This window comes from Lysinibacillus sp. NPDC093688 (assembly GCF_050280145.1).
Taxonomy (GTDB): domain Bacteria; phylum Bacillota; class Bacilli; order Bacillales_A; family Planococcaceae; genus Lysinibacillus; species Lysinibacillus xylanilyticus_B.
Genome location: NZ_JBNNUX010000004.1, coordinates 158,285 through 178,465, shown reverse-complemented (window position 1 = coordinate 178,465; position 20,181 = coordinate 158,285). Strand labels below are relative to the sequence as shown.

The following is a 20,181-nucleotide window of genomic DNA, read 5'->3' as shown; positions in this document are numbered from 1 at the left end:
CTATTTAATAATATATTGTCTACAAGTGCTGGCTGGACAAAGTGGGGAGGAGGCTTATTTATTGGTGATAGGCCCAAATAATCTCAGAGCTTGTCTCGATATATCCTGCCGCATCACGTTTGTATATTCATCAATAAATGTTAAACGCATGCCGTTTAAGATGGAAAAGTATGACTCAGCAATTAATGAAGGGGATTCTTCATAAAAGTAACCGAGCCTTTGACCTTCTTCAATAACCGGATAAATACTATCTTTAAATACTTTTACGAAATCATCTAGTTCTTTAAAAAGTTTTGGGAAACGATCAGGTCTTGCAAGAACCTGCTGAATTAGACGTAAGTATTCACTTCTCATTGAAAAAAGCTGTACATGGCAATCTATCATTTCCTTCACAACTTCAAGAGGCTCACCTTTAAAGTGTTCTCCTACCTCAATAAAATAAGGTTTGATTTCCTTCAATGGCTCCAAAATGGCTGATTCATAAAGTGCCTCTTTTGAATCAAAATACGTAAATACGGTACCAAAGCTAACACCCGCTTCCTTTGCTATGTCGGCAACTTTTGTCTCCGCAAAACCAGTATCACTATATAATTTAATGGCAGCGTTTAGGATAGTAGATCTTTTTCTTTTCTTTTTCTCATCATTAGTAAGTTTAGTTTCCATTTAGATACTCCTTCCAGAATAAATGATTGATTGGTCAATCAAATTTTATTGTAATATGTTTCCATTGTCAATATAATGATGGGGTTTTTTTGAATTTTATAGCTAGTAATAACGGAATTACTTCAATGAAGGGCCATTATTCTTTAGAAGTATCTATGTCAAAGGACGTTTTTCAAAGGAGAGGGCATAGCAGTTATTTGGTGTGAATGAAAAATATATTTCAGAAGAAGGATTATAAATGAGGCTGTTTAATCATAATTCAGCACTTTCGGTAAATAGAGCCTTGTCATTTACGGATTGATATGGTTATAATTATCATCGAAAAGTTCATATGGAAAGAATGTAGGGGGGCTGGTAGTTGCCAGCTGAGATTGTGTCCGATAGACGCTGACCCTTTGAACCTGATTTGGCTCGTACCAGCGTAGGGAACATCTATTCAAAAAAAGAAATTTTTTGAAACTGATTGCAAAACGTCTGGGAGGAATCCTAGGCGTTTTTTTGTTTTCAGACTTTTGTTGCATGCACAGACCTTAGGTGTAAACAGACCGTGATACGCTTTCTTCTGATCAATTATGCCTCGGCATAATTGCGTCTGGAATCGGCTTTGTGCTTAGGCCTGCACGAGGGCCGACACGATGTCGGTCATTTCGGTATTGCCACAGGACGTGGCGTTTTTACCGATGCAGGTCAGTTAGACGTTATCGCATGGATGCGATGGTTTTAGGCTAACATCCCCTAAGAACTCCTTTCCGATTCCATGACATCCGCCGGAGGCTTTAACTTCTTTCAGTGGGTCTATGGACACCCTGTGAAAAGTAGCTTAAATCAGCTTTCATCTCATTATCTATAGAGGTAAGAGACTTCTGTACCTGTCGTTAAGCATCTGGTGCAAAAGTCATTTGTAGCTGACGTTTCACTTTCGATACGAGAACACTTGCTGAAAGAAGGTAGACACATTCATTCATGAACACTTTCACACTACTTACTTGGAGGAATCAGCATGAAAAAATGGTTATTGGTCCTAATGGCTGCACTTTTAACATTAGTGGGTTGTAGCGAAAAAGAGGCTAAAAAGGATGCTAAAGGATTAACAAAAGTATCGGTAGTTCTAGATTGGACACCGAACACAAATCATACCGGTTTATATGTAGCGGAAAAACTGGGCTACTTTAAGGAACAGGGCTTAGATGTTGAAATTTTATTACCTGGCGAAACGGGCGCAGATCAGCTTGTGGCATCAGGGAAGGCTCAGTTTGGCGTAAGCTATCAGGAAGGAATTACACAAGCACGTGTGCAGGATGTACCTTTAGTATCTATTGCAGCGATTATTCAACATAATACTTCTGGCTTCGCATCTACCGCATCAAAAGGCATTACATCACCAAAGAATTTTGAAGGTAAAACATACGGGGGCTGGGGTGCGCCACTTGAAAAGGCTGTACTACAATCACTTATGCAAACAGAAAATGCGGATATTAATAAGTTAGATATCGTCAATGCAGGTGATTTAGACTTCTTCACAATGATGAAAAAAGATATTGATTTTGCGTGGATTTATTATGCATGGACAGGTATTGAAGCAGAACTTCGTGGCGAAAAGCTGAACATGCTTTATTTAACAGATTATAGTGAGCAGTTAGATTATTACACACCTGTACTTGCTACAAATGAAAAAATGATTCAGGAAAATCCTGAGACGGTAAAAGCATTTGTCGTTGCTGCAGCAAAGGGCTATGAATATGCGATAAATCACCCTAATGAGGCAGCTGATATTTTACTAGAAGCGGTACCTGATTTAGATAAGAACCTTGTGCATAAAAGTCAGGAATGGCTAGCAGATAAGTATCAAGACGACGCTGCACAATGGGGCGAGCAAAAACTAGCTGTTTGGGAAAACTACGCGAAATGGATGGCTAACAACAAAGTTTTAGAGGGCGAATTTAACGCAAAACAAGCATTTACAAACGACTTTTTACCGAAAAAGGAGACAAAGTAATATGGCAAACTCATTAATAAGTGTCCAAATTATCCCGAAAACTGAAACATACGCAGATGTGATCCCGTTTGTTGATGCTGCGATTGCGGTTATCGACGAATCAGGGGTGAAATATGAAGTTCATCCATTAGAAACGACAATGGAGGGTGAACTTACGACTTTGCTACAAATCATTGAAAAAATGAATGACAAAATGATCGAGCTTGGCGCGATTAATGTCATTACGCAAGTGAAAATTTTATATCAGCCATCCGGTATTACAATGGATACGCTAACGGAGAAATACAAGGGATGAAGCAGGCTGTTAAACAAGGAAGGACGATAATTTTTATCGCCTTCCTCTTATTCATATGGGAACTAATTGTCCGCTTTGCTGATATTCCACATTGGCTTTTGCCTGCACCGAGTGCCATTTTGAAAGAAGGCTTTCAATCGTATGAAACGTTTGTGCCACATGCTTTCGCGACAATTCAATTAGCACTTCTAGGCCTTGCTATCGGGATATTGTGTGGGCTAACGGTTGCCGTACTATTACATCGTTTTACGTTAGTAAGGGATTTATTTTACCCTATTCTTATTATGTCGCAAAATGTCCCTGTGCTCGTCCTAGCACCATTATTAATTATTTGGTTTGGCTTTGGTTTATTGCCAAAGCTCATTATTATTTGTCTTGTGTGCTTTTTTCCTATTGTTATTTCGGCAATGGACGGCTTTCGTCAAACTTCGCCCGAGCTGAAGCATTATTTTGAGATGATTGGTGCAACGAAAGCACAAACCTTTTGGAAGCTAGAATGGCCTTATGCGTATCCAGCGATTTTTTCAGGCATAAAGATAGCGGCAACCTATAGTGTCATGGGGGCTGTCATTGCGGAATGGTTAGGTGCGAAAATGGGGATTGGTGTCTATATGACCTTGGCACAATCTTCATTTCGAACGGATCGTGTATTTGTAGCAATCTTTGCCATCGTATTTTTAAGCTTATTATTATTTAGTGCTATTCGATTACTAGAAAAACTTGTTGTGAAGGGGAGAGGACACCATGCTAAGCATTCAAAACATTGATAAATCCTTTGACTCCCTTCCAGTCATCCGTAATTTATCTTTTGAGGTGAAGGACGGGGAGTTTGTGGCGATTATAGGTCCGTCTGGCAGTGGAAAAAGTACACTCTTTCAATTAATTGGTGGTGTTTCTTCAATTGATAAGGGTGCTATTTTATTAAACGGTACAGACATCCAGCAAACAAGAGGAACGATTGGCTATATGCCTCAGCAGCCATGTTTATTACCGTGGCGTACGATAATAGAAAACGTCACTATGGTCGAGGAGCTTCATGGAAAACTAAATGTTAACGTTGCGAAGGAATGGTTACATAAAGTGGGGCTCGCAGCATTTGAAAATGCATATCCTAATGAGCTGTCGGGTGGTATGCAACAACGGGTATCGTTTATTCGTGCAATTGTCAGTAATAAGCCTATTTTATGCTTAGATGAACCGTTTTCTGCGCTTGATGAGTTTACAAGGCTTGAAATGCAGGCGTGGCTTTTATCGATTTGGGAAAAATATCGAAAGTCTATTTTGTTCATTACACATAGTATTGAGGAAGCTCTGTTTTTAGCTGATCGTATTATTGTACTCACGAAACGGCCAGCGACAATGAAAAAGGAAATAATCGTGCCTTTTGCAAGACCTCGACAAGAAGAAATTCGTCATTCCGCTTCATTTACGGCTTTGAAGCAACAATTATTCACGTATTTAAAAGAAGAAAAGGATGAGGCGAATGTTGATTGATGCACATATTCATTTAGATCAGTATAAGGAAAACGACATACCTACTTTGCTAGAAGAAGCGGAACATGTCATTGCAGTAAGCATGAATCTACCGTCGTGTGAGAAGACGTTGAAGCTGTCGAAAGCCTATGCTAAGGTAAAGGCGGCGTTTGGCTTTCATCCTGAACAATCGGTACCTAGTGCTGCAGAGGAAGAGGCATTATTCGAGTGGATACGTCAACACGCTCATGACATGGTGGCAATTGGCGAGGTAGGGTTGCCTTATTATTTGAGGCAGGAGAAGGCTATTGATGATCGTTCGTATGTGGCTTTGTTAGAACGGTTTATTGTATTGGCAAAGGAATTAAATAAACCGATTGTCCTACATGCTGTTTATGAGGATGCGGCGATTGTTTGTGATTTGCTAGAAAAACATCATATAACGAAAGCGCATTTCCATTGGTTTAAAGGCAATGATGAAGTAGTTGAACGAATGATTTATAATGGGTATTTCATTTCTATGACGCCTGATTGTACGTATGAGGTTGATATTCAAGAATTGATCAAAAAATACCCAATCGAGCTGATGATGGTAGAAACAGATGGACCATGGCCGTTCGAAGGTCCTTTTGACAATAAACGAACATCACCTTGGATGATGGATCATTCCATAGAGGTTATCGCCTCGATAAAGGGGCTTACAACACAGGAAGCGGCTCGCATCATTACAAGAAATACGACAATGTTTTATAATTTATAAAATAATACACAGCTGCACTTTTTAAGAGCAACTGTGTATTTTTATCAGAAGACTCCCGCTTCAAGGAATGAGAAGGACATAGTGACGTTGCGACGGAAAATACAATATTAATTGCTGAAAAATAAGAAAATATTTAAAATAATAAGGTGAATAAAAAATTGGGGGTTCTATATGCGTTCTATTGAAAGGTTTACAAGTAAGGGAATAAAAATCCATTATATTGAAACAACGAACTATGATCATCATTTATTGCCTCTTATATATCCCTGGAGCTTTGGGGAACGCTGAACAATTTGTTGGAGAAATGGAATATCTTTATCCTAGACACTGTATCTCTATAAGTTTAAGGGGAAGAGGTAAAAGCGAGGCCCCACTAACGGGTTATTCGTTTGAAGAACATATAATGGATATTTCATCAGTTATGAATGAGAGTAATGTTAATGCTTATTGTTTAACTTCTTTCAGCGGATGTCCAAACACCCACTGAAATAGAGGAACTCAGGCTAAGAACTCCACATCCTGTGAAAACGCCTGAGTGACCGACATCGTGTCGGCCTAAAGCCTCCGGCGGATGTCACGGAATCGGAAAGGAGTTCTTAGGGGATGTTAGCCTAAAACCATCGCATCCATGCGAAAACGGCTAACTGACCTGCATCGGTAAAAACGCCACGTCCTGTGGCAATACCGAAATGACCGACATCGTGTCGGCCCTCGTGCAGGCCTAAGCACAAAGCCGATTCCAGACGCAATTATGCCGAGGCATAATTGATTGCCTATTCTATGGGTGTACCCTATGCTATAAAATATGCAGCCATGAATCCAAGCAAAATAAAGGGGTTAATAGTATGTGATTATCCTGCAAAATATCCTCTCATTCAAGAAACATGGATAGAAGCCGTGGGGGAATTAGTAGAAGATGACAGGAAACATGTAGTTAGGGAGATTCAGAAAGATTCAAAGGAAATAGTTTTATGGGAAGAACTAAAAGAAATTAGTTGTCCTGTTTTAGTGATAAAAGATGGTACGGAGAGGGCTTTACTAAACAAATATGAAGCAGAAAAATATAAAAGTAACTTGAAGAATGTTGAACTCCTAGAATTTTCGGAGTCAGGACATGAATTATGGAGCCCAGACTATAATAAATTTATTAGGACAATAGCAAATTATTTAAAAAAGATTGATTTGCAAGATTAAGAAAGCGTGCAATCACATCGAGATTGATATCTATGATGGATTAGGATGAGAGGTAGCTACAAATGACGGTGTTGAATTCACCAATCTAAAAAAGTCGGTTCCATATCGTACAGGAATCCGACTTTTTTAGATTGTAATTTGCTTTACGTTCAAAAATGTTGGCGTTACACTTGGAAGGTCGTTTAAGCGAAGTGGAAGTAGTCCAATTGACAATATTTTTAATCTGCACTATTATTAAATGGAAAATAAGGAAAATAGAATACTTTTTTTATTTTCCTATAGGTAGGTGATAATATTGAAAGATAGAATTTTAAAGGTATCAATAAGTGAAGCTGAACGAAAAGGATTCCGTTTTACGATGGGGGATTTAGCAAAGCAACTAGGTATGAGTACTAAAACATTGTATGGTTACTATCCCTCAAAGGAAGAATTGCTAAATGAAATGATTGATCTAGCAATTCATGAATTGAAGTTGAAAGAGAATGAAATACTACATGATTCAACGTTAAATCTTGTAGAAAAACTACAGAAATGTCTTGTGCTAATTCCAGCTGATTTTACATTTGCTCAGCTCCAATATTTAGAGGAGCTTCAACGATATTATCCAAAGCAATGGGAAACACTTGATAAATTTATTCATGAACAATGGTCAGGCATCGTTTCGTTAATAGATGAAGGAATTGCAACAAATAAAATACGTCCCTTTAATAAAGAGATATTTATAGAAGTCTATATTGGAGGGCTTTATCGATTGATGGATCGTGCATCCAAAAACAGAAATATGCTTTCACTTCAGGATACAATGCAGGAAATGGTGGACATTCTTATGCTTGGTATTCTTAATGGAAACGTTAATGAAGAAAACTAAATGGGGGCTGTAAATGAGTAAAGCTTTAAGAATACTATTTTTAGGTACAGATTTCTTTTTTATACTCTATTGGCTTGTCACTTTTTTTCATTTGATTCCAGAAGAGTATTTATATCAGGATTATCAAAATGAATTACTAGTTATATGGAATTGGTCGTTTTTCCCACTAGATATTTTAATCTCAGTTACGGGTTTTATTACTCTCTATCTATTTAAAATAAAAAATGAAAAGTGGAGAGCATTTGCCTTACTATCTCTGACACTAACAAGTTGTTCTGGATTACAAGCGATTGCTTTTTGGACAATAAAGCTTGATTTTGATCTTATGTGGTGGATACCTAACCTTTTTCTTTTACTGTATCCGTTATACTTCATACCAAAACTGATTACTTCTAAACAACAAAATGTCCCATTACAAACAAAACACAACCACTAACAATCCTCAGTGTGGTTGTGTTTTTTGTGCTTTGTAATAATATGTTCAATGCTTTCTTTTTTCGTTTTCGTTACACGCTCATGTGTACTGAAAGGGGAAGATTGACGATTTTTTTCAACGTCCTTCCCTTTAGTGCGCTTTACATGCATGCGTTTCTTTTTTGCTTTTGAGTGTGTCATGTTACATTACCCCCCAACTGTCATTTGTAAATATAGTACCGAATACGGAAGAAAAAGTAAAACCTCGTAAGTGTTAACTTACGAGGCGGTTGTCGTATTATTAGTGAGATACGTCCTGTACAGAAATACCTGTGTTCGCTTTAACATCCACTTCACGATATTTCTTATCATTTGTTTCCTTAGAAAGCATTGTTCCGATGAAGCCTCCTAGGAAGCCAAGTGGAACAGAGATGATAGCTGGATTCGTTAACATAATTAACGGATCACCAACGAAAATTGCTTTTCCTTCAACTGGATTCCAAAGGTTTGGTGAAACAGCAACAAGAACTAAAGCAGAGATTAAACCTGTTAACATTGCCGTTATAGCACCAGCTGTATTAAAGCGTTTCCAGTAAATTGTATAAATGATTACAGGTAAGTTAGCCGAACCTGCAATACAGAATGCAAGTGATACTAAGAACGCTACGTTTAATGTTTGTGCACCAAGTGCTAAAAGGATTGAGATAACAGCGATTGTGATGGAACCGATACGAGCTGCAAGAACTTGCTCTTTCTCTGTAACTTTTCCCTTTTTAATAATTTGACCGTAAATATCATGTGATAGGGCAGATGCGCCAGAAAGTACAAGTCCAGCTACTACCGCTAAGATTGTTGCGAAAGCTACCGCACATACGAATGAGAATAGGATGTCCCCACCAAGCGCATCCGCAAGAAGTGGAGCAGCCATATTACCAGCAGCATTTGCTTCAATAATTTTTTCTTTACCAACGAATTTAGCTGCACCGAATCCTAAGAAGATTGTAAGAATGTAGAAGATACCTACAATCCAAGTAGCCCATATAACTGATGAACGAGCAGTTTTCGCATCTTTAACTGTAAAGAAGCGCATTAGGATATGTGGAAGACCAGCTGTACCTAATACTAAAGCGATTAACATTGAAATTGTATCAATACCATTTGTATATTTAAGACCTGGGTTCAAATAAGCGGCACCGCTTTCAGTTGCAGTTTCCATTTCTTTGAACATCGTTGCAATACTAAAGCCGAATTCTTTTAATACTAAGAATGAAATAATAACTGTACCTATCATTAAAAGACAAGCTTTAATAATTTGTACCCAAGATGTTGCAGTCATACCACCGAATAATACGTAAGTCGTCATCATAAATCCAACGATTAAAACGGCAACCCAATAGTCGATTCCTAAAAGTAATTGAATAAGTGCTCCTGCACCAACTAGTTGTGCAATCATGTAGAATAATACAATTGTAATAGTGCTTAAAGCTGCTGTACCACGAACTTTAGAGCTATCAAAACGCGCTGTGATCATGTCAGCTAATGTGAATTTACCAAGATTACGTAATGGCTCAGCAACGATATATAGAACCACTAAGTAAGCTACTAAGTATCCGATAGAGAAGAAGAATCCATCAAATCCAAATAATGCAACTGCTCCGGCGATCCCTAAGAAAGATGCTGCTGATAAGTAGTCACCAGCGATGGCTAGTCCATTTTGCCAGCCTGTTAATCCACCGCCTGCAGTATAGAAATCACTTGCAGAAGAAGTTCGTTTTGATGCCCACCATGTAATAACTAATGTTAAACCAACAATGGATACAAAGAAGAATATGGCTGTAAAACTCATCCCGTTACTCATCGGCGGCCACCTCCGTTCTCGTATTCAGCGATAATTGCCTTTGCCTCTTTATCAAAGCTATTTGCTTTTGCTACATATAAGTGACATAAGCACCAAGTCATGATGAATAGTCCAGCTGCATATACCCACACCCAAGTAATTTCCCCAATTGCCTTTTGGTGTAGTATTTTCGTGAACGAAGTCAGAATTGGTAGCAACATGTAAGCTGCTAAAAAGATTGCAGTCATTGACCAAAGAAATGAATTCTTTCTTCGAACAAGAGCTTTAAATGATTCTTGATTAGCAATCGCGTCATAGTCAATCACAACGCCCTTGTTTGCTTGTTTGTTCCCCATTAACATTCCCCATTTTGTGTTTATTTTTACTGCTTAAAGACTAAATTTTGCTAGATTAGTGAATTCACATCTTCATTTTATGAGACAGTTCACAAAATTGCAATACTTTTCAGAAAAATTATGAAAAAATAATTTTCGGAAAAAATAGTCTTGAAAGAGAATATGCATGACAAAACCAAGAAATAAAGGGGTTTTGGAAAATTCGAATAAGTATATGGGGGTAGGTCAATTCTAGATTTCTGAGCGGGGTAAATGGAAAATTTTTTAAAAAATAAATGGTTTTTTATAAAAAATAAACACTATTTACTCAGTGAAAATCAGGTTTTTTTTTCATTTTTTTGAAAGAGAATAGTATTGTTCGATAAGTAAATTGGTGAATATTTCAAGATAAAAAGTTAAAAAACCCGATGGAAAATCGGGTTCTTTAACGTGATATTTTTATTAATATAGATAGGATGATTGATAGATATTTTTTCAATAATTTGGATGGTAAGAAGCAATCAATGAGAGATATCAGAAACTGATACGCCAGTGTTTGCTTTAACGCGAATTTCCTTGTAAATACGTTCGGCTTCTTCCTGTGGTACTTTACTAGAAGATAGTACAGAGCCTAAATAACCTGCGATAAAGCCAAGTGGAATCGTAATAATTGCTGGAACTGCTAATGGTACGATAGGATTACCAACAAAAATAGCTGCACCTTCAACAGGACTCCATACATTCGGCCCCATTGCACCTAACACTAAACATGATACTAAACCAGTTAGCATCGCTGATATAGCACCTGTTGAATTGAATTTTTTCCAGTATATTGTGTAAAGAATAACTGGTAAGTTTGCTGAAGCACCGATACAAAATGCAAAGGATACTAAGAATGATACATTCAAGTTTTGTGCAAATAACGCAAGGATAATGGATACGATGGCAATAGAAATCGAGCCAGTACGAGCTGCTACAACTTGTTGCTTTTCAGTTAATTTACCACCTTTAATGATTTCTCCATAAATATCGTGGGAAATGGCAGAAGCTCCTGTTAAAACTAAGCCCGAAACTACAGCTAAAATAGTTGCGAATGCTACTGCGCCGATAAATGCCATTAACACATCACCACCTAAGTAATTAGCAAGAAGTGGGGCTGCAGTGTTACCAGCTTTACTTTCAGCAAGAATTTTATCAATCCCTACAAAGTTTAATGCGCCAAAGCCTAAGAAAATAGTTAATGAGAAGAAAATAGCTGTAATCCAAGTTGTCCATGAAATAGAAGAACGAGCAGTTTTAGCATCTTTCACTGTAAAGAAACGCATTAAAATATGCGGTAACCCAGATGTACCTAACACAAGTGCCATCATCATCGAAACAGAATCAATTGAGCTTGTATATTTAATCCCTGGTACAAGGAATTTTTCACCATGATCCGTGGCAATCGTATCAAACATTTTCATAAGAGAGAAGTCAAATTTAATTAATACTAATGTAGCTAATACGCCTGTCCCGAATAATAGAAGGCTAGCTTTAATAATTTGCACCCAAGACGTAGCTGTCATTCCACCGAATAAAACATAAGTAGTCATCATAACACCTACGATTAAAACCGCAATCCAGTACTCAATACCAAATAATAGTTTAATAAGGGCACCTGCACCTACTAATTGTGCAATCATATAAAGGATGACGATGATAATTGTTCCTGACGCCGCAACGCCACGAATGCGTTTTTCATTAAAACGGGCAGTAAGCATATCTGCTAAAGTAAATCGACCTAAGTTACGCATAGGTTCTGCAATTACATAAAGAAGAACTAAGTTTGCTACTACATAGCCTACAGAGAAGAAGAAGCCATCGAAACCAGTTAATGCAATCGCACCGGACACACCTAGAAATGCGGCTGCAGATAAATAGTCACCAGCGATCGCAAAGCCGTTTTGCCAACCTTTAAGACCACCGCCCGCTGTATAGAAATCAGCTGCAGAAGACGTACGTTTCGCTGCGATAAATGTTACTACAAGAGTTAAACCAACGATTGCTAAAAAGAAACCAACGGATACGAAGTTCATTTATTTTCCACCTTTCGCCTGATACTCAGCTAGCACTGCTGCGGCAGCTTTATCGAATGAAGCTGCTTTTTTCACATATACTGTACAAAGAACGATTGTCATAATGAATAATCCAGCTGAATAAACCCAAACACCCGTAATATTTCCGAAGATTTTTTGTTGTAGTACAGGTTGGAAAGCAAGGATTGGTAACAAAATATAAAGTGTTAAAAAGACTGCTGTGATCGAGAAAAGAAAGGTATTTTTCTTTTTCACGAACTTGTTGAACGATTCCATAGCTTCAATTGCATTATAATCAATTGATTCTATATTTTTGTCCCCAGAAATGTTTGCCATTATTATTCCCCCTAAAGTGATATATTTCTGTTTTAGACGACATATTTCTTTTCTTTTCGCCGTTATATTCACTTATTTTATGGGGAAGATTCTTATAATGCAATACTAAATTTTGAGTTTTTATAATTTTTAATCATTTCCGGATTGCGGAAATAACATAGAAATAATAAGGATTTAATAGAAATAAACCGTATGAAAGAGAACCGTATTGTCTATAAGAATAATATTCCTATAATAGTTTAATAATAATAATTTTGAATGTGGTAGAAGATTTGTGTATGAAAGAGAAATTTTCGGAGGTTTATTATTCTGTCATCTGATGAGGGGGAACCTGAAAAGTAACAAAACTTTGTTATATAACAAAAAGTTGATCTCTTGGGAAATAACCGAAATAGTAAAAAACAGCATTAAAAAAATTTTTAAAAAGTATGAATTGTCTGGAATAAAGATGGTATTAATTATAGTAAAATTTTACAACATACATTGAATGGACATAAAAAAATGAAAGGTTAAGCTCATATCTTGTATTAAGTAATTATAATTTATACAATAAACAACGATGGTAAATTGAAGGGAAGTGAGCAAATAAATGAAAAAGAAAAGTGTCATGCTCGTTTTGATACTAACAATTAGTAGCATACTTACCGCTTGCGGAAGTTATAAATTTGAACCAGAAATGAACATAGAAGTACAGGATTTTTCGGTAACAAATCAAAAAAATGAAAAGGTTAGTCTTAATGATATTAAGGGCAAGCCATCATTAGTGATGTTCATCTTTACTAATTGTAATTCCATTTGTCCACCAATGACGTATAACATGACAGAGGTGCAAAAGGCACTTCAGGATAAAGGCGTGGAAGACTATCAAATTGTAGCTTTTAGTGTGGATCCTCAGGTTGATAAGCCGGAAGTTTTAACGAATTATTTAAAAACGTATTCTGTGCCCGATGCGAGCAAATGGCAGCTATTAACTGGCTATGATCAAAAGTTTATTGAACAGTTTGCCATGAAATCGTTTAATTCATTAGTAAAGAATGATCCGAATTCTGACCAAGTTGTACATATGGGAAGTTATTACTTAGTGGATGCTGATGGTATGGTTGTGAAGAATTATGACGGTACCACTGATGTACCAGTTGAAACGATAGTGGCAGATATGAAGGCCTTAACTAAATAAAAAAAATAACTCAGGGGTTCGAAGGAACTTCTGAGTTATTTTTAGCCACGTCATTTCATTTAAATGAAATGACTACTAATTGTATAGAATCATTATGATTGAACTATATGATCATTAACAAATGCCTGTATGAAAAATAATTCATTATCATTAGGGTCCCTTTTATTTTCTACCTTAAAACACTCAATAGCATTTTCTAGTGAGGTGGATTTTACAGCTCGACTTGAGGTTGTTAACTCTTCCCAATAAATATTCATTTCATCAGAATCACAGATTGATTCATGACCAAGCAGGAACATTTCAGCATCATATTTTTGACTGTCTTTTATCATAGGCAATAACATGGATTGCTTGAAATGAAAAAGAGAATTGATGGTTGTACCATATGCAGCATCACCTAAAAAAACAACCTTTTCATCAGGAATATAAATAATTGTAGAGTCGTCTGTATGAGTACTTTTGATTCTTTCAATTATACAAACTTTATTACCTAAATCAATGGTTAATGCATTTTCAAAGATTACATTTGGAGAGTTCAATTTAAAACTATCTCTATTTGGTATTTCAGTTTGTATAATCTCCATACACTTAGCACTCATCTGATTAGTATTCACATACTTCTGAAGGGAATTATCATCAAACCTAAAACTTTGCCATTCTTTTAATAGCTCGTTAGTTTGACTATTAACGATAACAGTTGCATCAAATTCATTCATACCAAGAAAGTGATCCCAATGTGCATGGGTAATGACCAAATACTCGACAGGTGGTACATTTAGTTTCTCGATTTCTAGTAAAAAATCTTTAGCGTGTTGAGTTGAATTGCCAGAATCTATAATTAAACTAAATTGCTCACCACACACCAATCCTAATGTTGGTCGTTCTCTATCATCTTGATTTGATAAATAATAAATAGTATCACTTAATTTATTTAACATGTTATTTCTCCTCTACTTTAGATAATCATGCTATGAAAGAGAAAATCTACATGTGTATTTTAAAAAATATAAAATAATTTGAGATTTTCCCATTTTATTTTTTTACCATTGGACTTGTGCCTCCTTTCTTAATAAGGAAAAGTATACCATATCCTTAATTGAATTAACTGTTTTTTGCAAAAATTATAATAGTCTTCTTCGTGTATGATAGTTATACGAATTGAAGAAAAGTAAACCGCTTCTTGTGACGTAACTAATCACAATTGGAGTGGCTTTTTTTATGAATAATTTAAAGAAATAACAGGTAGAACAAGTAAAATGCTTTTAAGACTTTAGGTAAGGTGTGATGAAAAAGCCACCAACATATCTCATATATATTTATTGATAAGATAATTTTATTATGTCAACTAAATAAGAAACGATAAAAAGCTTCATTATTAATAGCGGGGTTTAAAATGCATTTTTTCCCAAACATGTATATATTTAATTCTATCGACTTATATATTATTAGAAAGATGTAACTGCTCTCGGTCGATTTTGGACAAAATTATGCCGAGACATAACGGTATTAATCGCAATGGAAACATCTTTAAGTCGTGAGGAAGGGACGTACCATCATGTTCATTACGGGTGAAATTGCTACGGAGAGCGGTTATTAGAAATGCTTTTAAATATCGATTTAAATCTCTACTATTTTGCCATGATCACTGGCTTCTTAATAATGCGCATTCGACAAAAAATGTAACTCTAAAATATACGACAATTGTTGTTTATTTTAGAGTTACTTGACGTTGACCGAAAACGATATGAAGGGATGAAATAAATGAAAAAACTCATCGAATTTGTAAACGTAACGAAAGAATACAAAATAGGATTTTTTAACCCTTTTACGAAGATAACTCGCGGCGAATCTTGATCATAATTAGACTTGAAAGCCGTATATACAAACCCCACTCTCATTTTTGAAAGTGGGGTTCTTAGTATTTCCTCTCAGGATCGATCTCGTCCAACTCATATCATCAATATTATATTAGATGAAAAGTATGGTGGATATAGTGGATATATAAATCTTCATATTGATTTTCTCGAAACTTTAGCACTCCTTTATAGATTGAATCAGTCCGTAAACCTTAGAGGTAGACGGGCTTTTTTATTGTATGTAGTTACAAAAATACCGCACCGAGAGCGGAAAGAGAAAATACTCATAAGATTAATAAAGCATAATTTCATCGTTCATTTACGTATTTGCTTTTGTCAAAAATATGTAATGTTGTTTCTGTTTTTGTTAAAAGTGAACAATGTTATTTAATAGCACCTATCCTACAATTGTATTAAGGAAAAACATAAGGAAATATGAAAAAACAGGAGTATGTAGAAATGAAAATACCGTATTTTTTGTGCAAAACATACAAAGCGATAAACTGAAATTTCATCTACCTCTTCCTGTGTGACATTACGTGAATCATTCTTTTTTAAAACTATGGGTACTAGTTAATCAACAGACGTATTACAAAATAATAGGAAGGAATTGATTACATGTTAGTTAAATTATTAGAACCATTAAATGTTTCGGATTCGATCATTGAAAAATTAGCAGAACCAATTAAATAGGGCGGTCATGAATTTATTTATTACAACGAGAAAACAACGGATTGGGCAGAATTAGCAAGACGTAGTGAAGGTGCAGATGTTATTATGATTGCTAATAATCCTTATCCTACAGAAGTCATTGATCAAAATGAAAATGTAAAATTAATTAATGTTGCCTTTACAGGTGTTGATCATGTAGGGATCGCTCAAGCTAAAAACCAAGATATTATGATATGTAATGCTGCTGGATATGCAAATCAAGCAGTTGCGGAATTAACAATTGGTTTAGTATTAGATGTGTATCGTCATATCACTCAGGGGGATAAAGAAATTCGTGGCGCTAATTTCTCAGGAGCATTCCAAGGTAGTGAAATTAAAGGGAAAACAGTTGGCTTGATTGGTACAGGTAAAATTGGCATGATGACTGCTCATTTGTTTAAAGCATTCGGCGCAAAAATAGTGGCTGCAGACCAATCCCGAAGAAATCCAGAAGCTAAAGCTTTAGGGATCGAGTATATGGAATTAGATGAGGTATTAACACAATCTGATATTGTGTCATTACATATACCATTATTACCAAGCACAAAGGGATTAATATCTAAAGAAAAATTACATTTAATGAAGGAATCAGCTATTTTAATCAACTGCGCACGAGGACCAATTGTAGATAATGATGCATTGGCGGATGCTTTAAATGAAGGGCGAATTGCAGGAGCTGGTATCGATGTATTTGATATGGAACCACCTATTCCTGAAGACTACAAACTATTACACGCCAAAAATGTAATTTTATCACCACACGTAGGTTTCCTTACTAATGAAGCGATGGAATTGCGTGCTAGAATTGCATTCGATAACACGATTGCATTTTTAGAGGGTAAACCTCAAAATATTATTAAAAGCTAATTCTTTGCTATTTTTCTTGCAAATCCGAAAAGTTTTTATTCGTTGTTTGATACACGCTAAATCATTTAGGGATGGTGAAGTTTGAAATTTGAAACAAGGAGAAAATACAATGACATTAAAAAAAATAGCAAGAAATGATTTGAAAAACCGTATTTTCCATTGGCCAGATATTCAAGAGTTTAGAGAACAAGAAGCGACAAAATATATTTTCTATGAAACAGCTAATACTGTTGGAGCTGTGTGGTGTATGCGGCCAGGACAAGATTTACCGATTCACTCGCATAAGCAAGCGGATGATATTTGGATTGTTGTTGAAGGAACAGCAGATTTTTATCCAGAATGTGGTGAAATGGTTCAAATTAAAGCTGGTGATATTGTTGTTGCACGTCCGGGTGAAAAGCACGGCATGACTAATACTTCTGATAAAGATTTCGTTATGTTAGGAATTGCGGGTCCAACACCAATTGGGTTTATTCCGCATTAATAGTAAAGAGTTAACTATCACGTCTGTTGATTAACTAGTTTTCATCGTAAAAAAAGAGAGGTAACACGATTTCACAGGAATACGTGGATCTTAGAACGGGGTTGTCCAAATAGTCAGATCAAAATCTGATTGTTTGGCAGCCTTTTTATTATATGGTCAACATAACTAGAGAAGCGGATTGAGGAAATGAAAGGTTTTCCTCAATCCGTTTTTTATTCGGCTTTTTAGGTAACTCCTCAAAGATCCAACCATAACACAAAAGACTCATAGGCTTAGACGAAATTTTACCTATTGTAAAAACGACCTTTTGTCTAAAGTGTGTAAAGTAATTTTTATTTTTGTTCAAAGTGAACAATGTTATTTATTTGCTCGTAACCTACAATCAAGTTAAGTAACACCATAAGAAAATACAAAAAATGGGAGTGTTATCCATGGGACAAACAGTTAAACATGACCCAAATTATTACAAAAAAATCATTTTCGCACTGTGTTTAGGTTGGGTAGTTATTTGGATTTATCGTACAATACTTACGCCAATATACCCGCAAATTCAAGAATCGCTAGGGAATATTAGCGATACACAAGTAGGACTTGTTGCATCTATTTATTTCTTTGCCTATACAGGTATGCAAATTCCATCCGGAGTACTAGTTGATAAATTTGGACAAAAGCGAGTATTAATCCCTGCGTTTGTTATTTTTGCTTTAGCAGCATTCGTCATTGGGACAAGCTCGACAATCACTCAAGTTTATGCAGGCGCCTTATTGGCAGGTCTTTCGACTGGTTCATACTATGGTGCAGCGTTCTCGTTATCGGCTAAACATATGCCTAAAGATAAGAAAAGTTTTTCTAATGCGATCATCAACAGTGGTGCCGCGTTAGGTATGGTCATTGGTCTAGTAGGTTCATCTGTTTTAGTAGGTGGTCTTGAAATCAAATGGAATTACTTGCTCTATATTACATCTGTCTTAATAGTAGCGGTAACATTTGTGTTTATGTTATTTGTTAAACAAGACAAAAAAACAGCTACAAATGAAAAAGCTGAAGATAAGAAAACTACAACACAAGACATAGAATCTCAAAGCATAAATCTATTCTCGCTAAATAAATTAGTTATTTATTTTGTCTATTTTGCAACATGTTATGGTTATTACATGATTGTGACATGGTTACCATCATTCCTTGTCACAGAAAAAGGATTCGAACAAGGTTCAGTAGGATATGTAGCTGCTTTAGTGGCAGTCACAGCAGTACCTGGAGCATTGATCTTTTCTAAGTATATTGATAAAAATGCACATATGCGTCTGAAATTAATTTTATTCTTGTTAATTGGTGCAGCTGTAACCATTAGTTTAACTGTGTTTGCACCTAACCCTGCAGTGCTTTATGCTGCACTCATTTTATATGGTTTATTAGGTAAACTTGCCATTGATCCAGTTTTAATCACATATGTAACGGATTCAGTTTCTTCCGACAGAGTTGCTAAAGCACTAGGTTTCTTTAACTTCTTTGGAATGAGTTCATCCGTTGTTGCGCCAACTCTTACTGGTTATATTGGTGATATTACTGGTTCGAAAGTATTGGCATTCTATATTGCAGCAATACTTCTTGCAGTAGCAGCAATTCTATTTTTCCTTATCGTGATGTTACGAGAGAATAAAGCAACCCCACCGCTAATTAATGAATAAAACAAAGCTACCCATCGGCGGAGATTTTCTTAATCTCCCATCGATGGGTAGCTTTGTGATTTATTTTCATTATTATGTCCATGTAAATTGAGGTGGGAAGCAAGTCTAATCTTTTAATTAAGTTTGATAATTTATAACAAAATTCGATAATTTTAAATAAAGATTGATTAAAATCATCTCTCCCGCCTTTAGGTTTTTGGTTGAGAGGTGTTTTTTATTGGATATTTACGTTAATATCACTGTAAAGTTTGTGAAGAAATGTACTTAAACTAACGGAGCAGTTTAGTTCAATAAGCATCACTATTGTATTTAGTTATTTTTCCATATGTTGTATAATTTCACATAGTAATATTTAACTTTTGGTATTTCTAATGAATTATTTCTGGAGGGAAAACACTTGTTATATTTAGCTTTATTAATTGGCATCGTTTTAATTGTAATTACGGAAAAGCTTACGCAAGCTTTTAAATTATCAAGCATTGGGGGGCTGATTGGTCAAATTTGTACATCACTTGTAATAATAATGGTCGGCAAACTTGAGGTTAGTCATATTAATCTAGGTAATCACTTTGAATTAGGATATTTGACGATTCCGTTTACTTTATTATTTCTTGTAGGTTTTACAAATGTAATGAATATAGAAAAAGCGCAAAATCTTTCAATATTGCTGTTGCCATTCGTTTCTTTAGTTTATTTCTCAATAGCAGCTTTCTTCATAGGTCATTCATTTGTTTTAATAACGGGGATTTGTTCCAGTTTAACGCTTATGTTTATTCTGCTATACGGCTATTTTACTGGTAAAGTATTTGTGGGAAGAACGCTTACTACGTCAATAGGTTTCATAATAGCCGTGCTTTCAATATCCCTCATTGAAACATCTATTGTAACAATTTATATTCCGTTATTTACTTTAGCACTACCATTCACTTTATATTATTTTATTAAAGATAAATTTACGAGTGTACAATCAATTACAATTAGCTTTTTAACAGCTATTTTATTTGGTGTATTAATGTACATAGTTCCTTTTAATACAATATGGTATTTCATTGTTGGGTTAACGAGTATTTTGGTTATCACTCAATTTTCACGTAAATATCGCTTTATTTAGAAACTAAACTTTTTATTCAACTCCCATGAAAGAACGTAGAA

At 35.6% G+C, this 20,181-nt stretch carries 20 protein-coding genes and 1 riboswitch; of the genes, 13 read left to right on the top strand and 7 right to left on the bottom strand.

The window, feature by feature from the left end; genetic code table 11:
* Window positions 1-54 precede the first annotated feature (54 nt).
* Complete coding sequence (locus ACQKN2_RS05720; protein WP_427414103.1) at window positions 55-663, bottom strand: TetR/AcrR family transcriptional regulator; 609 nt, start codon at window positions 661-663, stop codon at window positions 55-57.
* A 334-nt stretch (window positions 664-997) separates the two neighbouring features.
* A riboswitch (TPP riboswitch) is annotated at window positions 998-1,108 on the top strand.
* A 555-nt stretch (window positions 1,109-1,663) separates the two neighbouring features.
* Here ACQKN2_RS05720 and ACQKN2_RS05715 point away from each other — a divergent pair.
* From ACQKN2_RS05715 to ACQKN2_RS05680, 8 genes are all read left to right on the top strand, one after another.
* A complete protein-coding gene (locus ACQKN2_RS05715) occupies window positions 1,664-2,659 on the top strand; it encodes an ABC transporter substrate-binding protein (protein WP_427414102.1) in 996 nt (331 codons plus the stop codon).
* A gap of 1 nt (window position 2,660) precedes the next feature.
* Entirely contained in the window at window positions 2,661-2,954 is a 294-nt protein-coding gene (locus tag ACQKN2_RS05710) for a thiamine-binding protein (RefSeq protein ID WP_427414101.1), read from the top strand.
* Window positions 2,951-3,721, top strand: a complete 771-nt coding sequence (locus ACQKN2_RS05705; protein WP_427414100.1) for an ABC transporter permease — start codon at window positions 2,951-2,953, stop codon at window positions 3,719-3,721. The genes ACQKN2_RS05710 and ACQKN2_RS05705 overlap by 4 nt, the downstream gene beginning before the upstream one ends.
* A complete protein-coding gene (locus tag ACQKN2_RS05700) occupies window positions 3,699-4,448 on the top strand; it encodes an ABC transporter ATP-binding protein (RefSeq protein WP_427414099.1) in 750 nt (249 codons plus the stop codon). The genes ACQKN2_RS05705 and ACQKN2_RS05700 overlap by 23 nt, the downstream gene beginning before the upstream one ends.
* Window positions 4,438-5,187, top strand: coding sequence for a TatD family hydrolase (locus ACQKN2_RS05695; protein ID WP_427414098.1), 750 nt, complete (start codon window positions 4,438-4,440; stop codon window positions 5,185-5,187). The genes ACQKN2_RS05700 and ACQKN2_RS05695 overlap by 11 nt, the downstream gene beginning before the upstream one ends.
* 765 nt (window positions 5,188-5,952) lie before the next feature.
* The gene (locus ACQKN2_RS05690) at window positions 5,953-6,381 is read left to right on the top strand and encodes an alpha/beta fold hydrolase (protein WP_427414097.1); all 429 of its coding nucleotides are present in this window, start codon (window positions 5,953-5,955) and stop codon (window positions 6,379-6,381) included.
* A gap of 295 nt (window positions 6,382-6,676) precedes the next feature.
* Window positions 6,677-7,249, top strand: a complete 573-nt coding sequence (locus tag ACQKN2_RS05685) for a TetR/AcrR family transcriptional regulator (protein WP_427414096.1) — start codon at window positions 6,677-6,679, stop codon at window positions 7,247-7,249.
* A gap of 13 nt (window positions 7,250-7,262) precedes the next feature.
* Entirely contained in the window at window positions 7,263-7,685 is a 423-nt protein-coding gene (locus ACQKN2_RS05680) for a DUF5360 family protein (protein ID WP_427414095.1), read from the top strand.
* On the opposite strand, the gene ACQKN2_RS05675 is transcribed toward ACQKN2_RS05680, so the two are convergent.
* The 5 genes from ACQKN2_RS05675 to ACQKN2_RS05655 form a co-directional block, all read right to left on the bottom strand.
* On the bottom strand, window positions 7,682-7,864 hold the full coding sequence (locus ACQKN2_RS05675) for a hypothetical protein (RefSeq protein ID WP_427414094.1): 183 nt from the start codon (window positions 7,862-7,864) through the stop codon (window positions 7,682-7,684). The genes ACQKN2_RS05680 and ACQKN2_RS05675 overlap by 4 nt on opposite strands.
* A gap of 100 nt (window positions 7,865-7,964) precedes the next feature.
* Window positions 7,965-9,509, bottom strand: coding sequence for a solute symporter family protein (locus ACQKN2_RS05670; RefSeq protein ID WP_427414149.1), 1,545 nt, complete (start codon window positions 9,507-9,509; stop codon window positions 7,965-7,967).
* Window positions 9,510-9,517: 8 nt separating this feature from the next.
* The gene (locus tag ACQKN2_RS05665; protein ID WP_323645860.1) at window positions 9,518-9,856 is read right to left on the bottom strand and encodes a DUF485 domain-containing protein; all 339 of its coding nucleotides are present in this window, start codon (window positions 9,854-9,856) and stop codon (window positions 9,518-9,520) included.
* Window positions 9,857-10,356: 500 nt separating this feature from the next.
* Window positions 10,357-11,910, bottom strand: coding sequence for a solute symporter family protein (locus ACQKN2_RS05660; protein ID WP_427414093.1), 1,554 nt, complete (start codon window positions 11,908-11,910; stop codon window positions 10,357-10,359).
* Window positions 11,911-12,246, bottom strand: coding sequence for a DUF485 domain-containing protein (locus ACQKN2_RS05655; RefSeq protein WP_323645864.1), 336 nt, complete (start codon window positions 12,244-12,246; stop codon window positions 11,911-11,913). It lies immediately after the preceding gene.
* Window positions 12,247-12,835: 589 nt separating this feature from the next.
* On the opposite strand from ACQKN2_RS05655, the gene ACQKN2_RS05650 reads away from it, so the two are divergent.
* Entirely contained in the window at window positions 12,836-13,423 is a 588-nt protein-coding gene (locus ACQKN2_RS05650) for an SCO family protein (RefSeq protein WP_427414092.1), read from the top strand.
* A gap of 92 nt (window positions 13,424-13,515) precedes the next feature.
* Here the strand turns inward: ACQKN2_RS05650 and ACQKN2_RS05645 are convergent, their stop codons facing one another.
* Window positions 13,516-14,361 carry an MBL fold metallo-hydrolase gene (locus ACQKN2_RS05645; protein WP_427414091.1) on the bottom strand — a complete coding sequence of 282 codons (846 nt, stop codon included), beginning with the start codon at window positions 14,359-14,361 and terminating at the stop codon, window positions 13,516-13,518.
* A gap of 1,626 nt (window positions 14,362-15,987) precedes the next feature.
* On the opposite strand from ACQKN2_RS05645, the gene ACQKN2_RS05640 reads away from it, so the two are divergent.
* From ACQKN2_RS05640 to ACQKN2_RS05625, 4 genes are all read left to right on the top strand, one after another.
* Entirely contained in the window at window positions 15,988-16,857 is an 870-nt protein-coding gene (locus ACQKN2_RS05640) for an NAD(P)-dependent oxidoreductase (RefSeq protein ID WP_427414148.1), read from the top strand.
* 109 nt (window positions 16,858-16,966) lie between these two features.
* On the top strand, window positions 16,967-17,341 hold the full coding sequence (locus ACQKN2_RS05635; RefSeq protein WP_427414090.1) for a cupin domain-containing protein: 375 nt from the start codon (window positions 16,967-16,969) through the stop codon (window positions 17,339-17,341).
* A gap of 431 nt (window positions 17,342-17,772) precedes the next feature.
* The gene (locus ACQKN2_RS05630) at window positions 17,773-19,029 is read left to right on the top strand and encodes an MFS transporter (protein WP_427414089.1); all 1,257 of its coding nucleotides are present in this window, start codon (window positions 17,773-17,775) and stop codon (window positions 19,027-19,029) included.
* Window positions 19,030-19,426: 397 nt separating this feature from the next.
* On the top strand, window positions 19,427-20,140 hold the full coding sequence (locus ACQKN2_RS05625) for a UDP-N-acetylmuramyl pentapeptide phosphotransferase (protein ID WP_427414088.1): 714 nt from the start codon (window positions 19,427-19,429) through the stop codon (window positions 20,138-20,140).
* The last annotated feature ends 41 nt before the right edge of the window (window positions 20,141-20,181 follow it).

Bases quoted from the DNA above. Each gene is read 5' to 3' on its own strand.
- ACQKN2_RS05720 (WP_427414103.1), bottom strand. From the start codon at position 663: ATGGAAACTAAACTTACTAATGATGAGAAAAAGAAAAGAAAAAGATCT.
- ACQKN2_RS05715 (WP_427414102.1), top strand. From the start codon at position 1,664: ATGAAAAAATGGTTATTGGTCCTAATGGCTGCACTTTTAACATTAGTG.
- ACQKN2_RS05710 (WP_427414101.1), top strand. From the start codon at position 2,661: ATGGCAAACTCATTAATAAGTGTCCAAATTATCCCGAAAACTGAAACA.
- ACQKN2_RS05705 (WP_427414100.1), top strand. From the start codon at position 2,951: ATGAAGCAGGCTGTTAAACAAGGAAGGACGATAATTTTTATCGCCTTC.
- ACQKN2_RS05700 (WP_427414099.1), top strand. From the start codon at position 3,699: ATGCTAAGCATTCAAAACATTGATAAATCCTTTGACTCCCTTCCAGTC.
- ACQKN2_RS05695 (WP_427414098.1), top strand. From the start codon at position 4,438: ATGTTGATTGATGCACATATTCATTTAGATCAGTATAAGGAAAACGAC.
- ACQKN2_RS05680 (WP_427414095.1), top strand. From the start codon at position 7,263: ATGAGTAAAGCTTTAAGAATACTATTTTTAGGTACAGATTTCTTTTTT.
- ACQKN2_RS05675 (WP_427414094.1), bottom strand. From the start codon at position 7,864: ATGACACACTCAAAAGCAAAAAAGAAACGCATGCATGTAAAGCGCACT.
- ACQKN2_RS05670 (WP_427414149.1), bottom strand. From the start codon at position 9,509: ATGAGTTTTACAGCCATATTCTTCTTTGTATCCATTGTTGGTTTAACA.
- ACQKN2_RS05665 (WP_323645860.1), bottom strand. From the start codon at position 9,856: ATGGGGAACAAACAAGCAAACAAGGGCGTTGTGATTGACTATGACGCG.
- ACQKN2_RS05660 (WP_427414093.1), bottom strand. From the start codon at position 11,910: ATGAACTTCGTATCCGTTGGTTTCTTTTTAGCAATCGTTGGTTTAACT.
- ACQKN2_RS05655 (WP_323645864.1), bottom strand. From the start codon at position 12,246: ATGGCAAACATTTCTGGGGACAAAAATATAGAATCAATTGATTATAAT.
- ACQKN2_RS05650 (WP_427414092.1), top strand. From the start codon at position 12,836: ATGAAAAAGAAAAGTGTCATGCTCGTTTTGATACTAACAATTAGTAGC.
- ACQKN2_RS05645 (WP_427414091.1), bottom strand. From the start codon at position 14,361: ATGTTAAATAAATTAAGTGATACTATTTATTATTTATCAAATCAAGAT.
- ACQKN2_RS05635 (WP_427414090.1), top strand. From the start codon at position 16,967: ATGACATTAAAAAAAATAGCAAGAAATGATTTGAAAAACCGTATTTTC.
- ACQKN2_RS05630 (WP_427414089.1), top strand. From the start codon at position 17,773: ATGGGACAAACAGTTAAACATGACCCAAATTATTACAAAAAAATCATT.